Origin of the sequence: Pseudomonas sp., assembly GCF_050739995.1 — a bacterium.
Classification (GTDB): Bacteria; Pseudomonadota; Gammaproteobacteria; order Pseudomonadales; family Pseudomonadaceae; genus Aquipseudomonas.
Map to the genome: position 1 here is coordinate 1 of NZ_JBOICG010000713.1, position 3,283 is coordinate 3,283.

The 3,283-nt window shown below is 59.5% G+C and carries 3 protein-coding genes; 1 reads left to right on the top strand and 2 read right to left on the bottom strand.

Annotated elements, in window-relative coordinates; genetic code table 11:
* Positions 1-736 (bottom strand): MFS transporter (locus ACRESD_RS24140; RefSeq protein WP_431753203.1); only part of this gene is annotated, 736 nt, incomplete at its 3' end.
* A 412-nt stretch (positions 737-1,148) separates the two neighbouring features.
* Here ACRESD_RS24140 and sthA point away from each other — a divergent pair.
* On the top strand, positions 1,149-2,543 hold the full coding sequence (gene sthA / locus ACRESD_RS24145; protein ID WP_257780541.1) for a Si-specific NAD(P)(+) transhydrogenase: 1,395 nt from the start codon (positions 1,149-1,151) through the stop codon (positions 2,541-2,543).
* A 42-nt stretch (positions 2,544-2,585) separates the two neighbouring features.
* Here the strand turns inward: sthA and ACRESD_RS24150 are convergent.
* The coding region (locus tag ACRESD_RS24150; RefSeq protein WP_431753204.1) for a glycerophosphodiester phosphodiesterase at positions 2,586-3,283 on the bottom strand (698 nt) is incomplete at its 5' end.

A 3,283-nucleotide genomic window follows, 5' to 3' on the forward strand; every position in this document is an offset into this window, starting at 1 on the left:
CCGTGGTCATGACCACCAGCGCCATACCGGCAATGACGATACCGAAGTTCTGACCGATAGAGCGCACGATTTCTTGCAGGGTAGGGCGGTGTTTGCGCGCCTGGAATTCAGGGGTTTCCTCCAGGGAGCGGCGAATCACGAAGATCACCGGCACGATCAGGCAACCGATCAGGAACGGTACGCGCCAGCCCCAGTCACCCATGTCTTGCGGGCTCAGCCAGTGGTTCAGGCCCACACCGAGCAGGCCGGCGAATACCACAGCAGCCTGTTGGCTAGCGGACTGCCAGCTGACGAAAAAGCCCTTGCGGCCTGGTGTGGCGATTTCCGCCAGGTACACCGAAACACCGCCCAGCTCCACGCCGGCGGAGAAGCCTTGCAGCAGTCGGCCAAACAGCACGATCAGTGGCGCAGCAACACCCAAGGTGGCATACCCGGGCACGCAGGCGATCAGGATGGTACCGGCGGCCATCAGTGCCAAGGTGATCACCAAGCCTTTTTTGCGGCCGTGGCGGTCAATGTAGGCACCGAGGAAGATCGCGCCGAGTGGGCGCATCAGGAAGCCGGCGCCGAAGGTCGCCAGGGAGAGCATCAGGGAAGCGAAGGCGCTGTCGGCCGGGAAGAAGGTTTTGGCAATGGCCGTGGCGTAGAAGCCATAGACCATGAAGTCGAACATTTCGAGGAAGTTACCGCTGACAACGCGAAAGATCGCCTTGCCTTTGCCCGTTGAAGTGGACATGTCATGCACTCATTTTGGCTATCTTATTAGTGATCCTTGGTCGTCGTTCGTCCTTGCTACCGTTTTGTAACCATATGTGTATTGGCCACCACAGGCAATAGGAACCCATAGCTGGCTGACTAAATGCCGTAAGAACTGAGGGCAGCGAAAATCCCACAGGGGATTTGTGTTTAATTCAGGAGGGGGCGTCGATGTCGCGAAAGTAATACCGCGTAATTGCAATTTCCTGAGCGTGTAGTTAAGGCAATACTGGCCTACGACGCGACCAAGGGTTAATGTGCGCGGCGTTGAGCCTTATATAGACTGTGCCCCGGTTCACACACTTGAGCCGAATTGTCCTTCATGACCGCTGGCCGCGGCATGATTTAGCCAGGCGTTCAACCGTGCGCCTGGCCTGTTCTGAGGAGTACGCATGGCTGTCTACAACTACGACGTGGTGGTACTGGGTTCCGGCCCGGCTGGAGAAGGTGCGGCGATGAACGCCGCGAAGGCAGGGCGCAAGGTGGCGATGGTCGATAGCCGTCGCCAGGTCGGCGGTAACTGCACCCACCTGGGTACCATCCCGTCCAAGGCCTTGCGTCACTCGGTGCGCCAGATCATGCAGTTCAACACCAACCCGATGTTCCGGGCCATTGGTGAGCCGCGCTGGTTCTCGTTCCCGGACGTATTGAAAAGCGCCGAGAAAGTCATCTCCAAGCAGGTTGCTTCGCGTACTGGTTACTACGCGCGTAACCGGGTCGACCTGTTCTTCGGCACCGGCAGCTTTGCCGACGAGCAAACCGTTGAAGTGGTGTGCTCCAACGGCGTCGTCGAGAAACTGGTGGCCAAGCACATCATCATCGCTACCGGTTCGCGCCCCTATCGCCCGGCCGATATCGATTTCCACCACCCGCGTATCTACGATAGCGACACCATCCTCAGCCTGGGCCACACCCCGCGCAAACTCATCATCTACGGCGCTGGCGTGATCGGCTGCGAATACGCCTCGATCTTCAGCGGCCTGGGTGTATTGGTGGAGCTGGTGGACAACCGCGATCAATTGTTGAGCTTCCTCGACTCGGAAATCTCCCAGGCGTTGAGCTACCACTTCAGCAACAACAACATCACCGTGCGCCATAACGAAGAGTACGAGCGGGTCGAAGGCCTGGACAACGGTGTGATCCTGCACCTCAAGTCCGGCAAGAAGATCAAGGCCGACGCCTTGCTGTGGTGCAACGGGCGCACCGGCAACACCGACAAGCTGGGCATGGAAAACATCGGGGTCAAGGTCAACGGCCGTGGCCAGATCGAGGTCGACGAGAACTACCGTACCTGTGTGCCGAACATCTACGGCGCGGGTGACGTGATCGGTTGGCCGAGTCTGGCCAGCGCCGCGCATGACCAAGGCCGCTCGGCGGCGGGCAGCATCGTCGACAATGGTAGTTGGCGTTATGTGAACGACGTGCCGACCGGGATCTACACCATTCCCGAGATCAGCTCGATCGGTAAGAACGAGCACGAACTGACCAAGGCCAAGGTGCCTTACGAAGTGGGCAAGGCGTTCTTCAAGAGCATGGCACGCGCGCAGATCGCCGGTGAGCCGCAAGGCATGCTGAAGATCTTGTTCCACCGTGAAACCCTGGAAGTCCTCGGCGTGCATTGCTTCGGCTACCAGGCGTCGGAGATCGTGCACATCGGCCAGGCCATCATGAACCAGCCGGGTGAGCAAAATACCCTCAAGTATTTCGTCAACACCACGTTCAACTACCCGACCATGGCCGAGGCCTATCGGGTAGCGGCCTACGATGGCCTCAACCGGCTTTTTTGAGCGGCTCCGGCCGGTGGCCTGAGCCGGCCGGGGAGACCGATTTCAGTAATTCTCGAGGGTGGCAGTGGCCAAACCGGGAAAGTCTGTAATCAGGCTATCTACGCCGAAGTCGGCGAGCCTGCGCATCAGCGCAGGTTCGTTGACAGTCCACACGGACACGTGCAACCCCTGGCGCTGGGCTTTTTCCAGACGCTCAGGGGTGCACAACGTCCAGTTCAACGCCAGGATGTCACAGCCGTAGTTCTGCGCGACCTTCAACGGGTCGAGCCAGGCATATTCGGCCACGAGGCCGCGTGACAGGTCCGGGGTGAGTTCAACTGCTGCCTTCAATACTTCCCGCGAGCTTGAAGTTACGGTGACCTTGTCCATCAGGCCAAAGCGTACGGCCATTTCCCGGATCGCCAGTACGGTGGTGGCAGCACGGGTGCGCGAGGCGCTTTTGACTTCCAGTTGCCAGTGATCGAAGTCGCACTGTTCGAACAATTCTTCCAGGCGTGGGATCGGGCACGGCTTGACCCAGCCCGGGCCGCCTTTGCGTGCGTCCATCTTCACCAGGTCCGCTGCCGAGTATTCGACGACTTTGCCACGCCGATCGGTGGTGCGCTTGAGGGTCGGGTCGTGGATGACCATCAGCTCGCCGTCCATGGACAGGTGCAAGTCCAGTTCGCAGCGGCGTACACCGTGCTTGAGGCATTCCTGAAAGCTGGTCAGGGTGTTTTCCGGTGCTTCGCCTTTGGCAC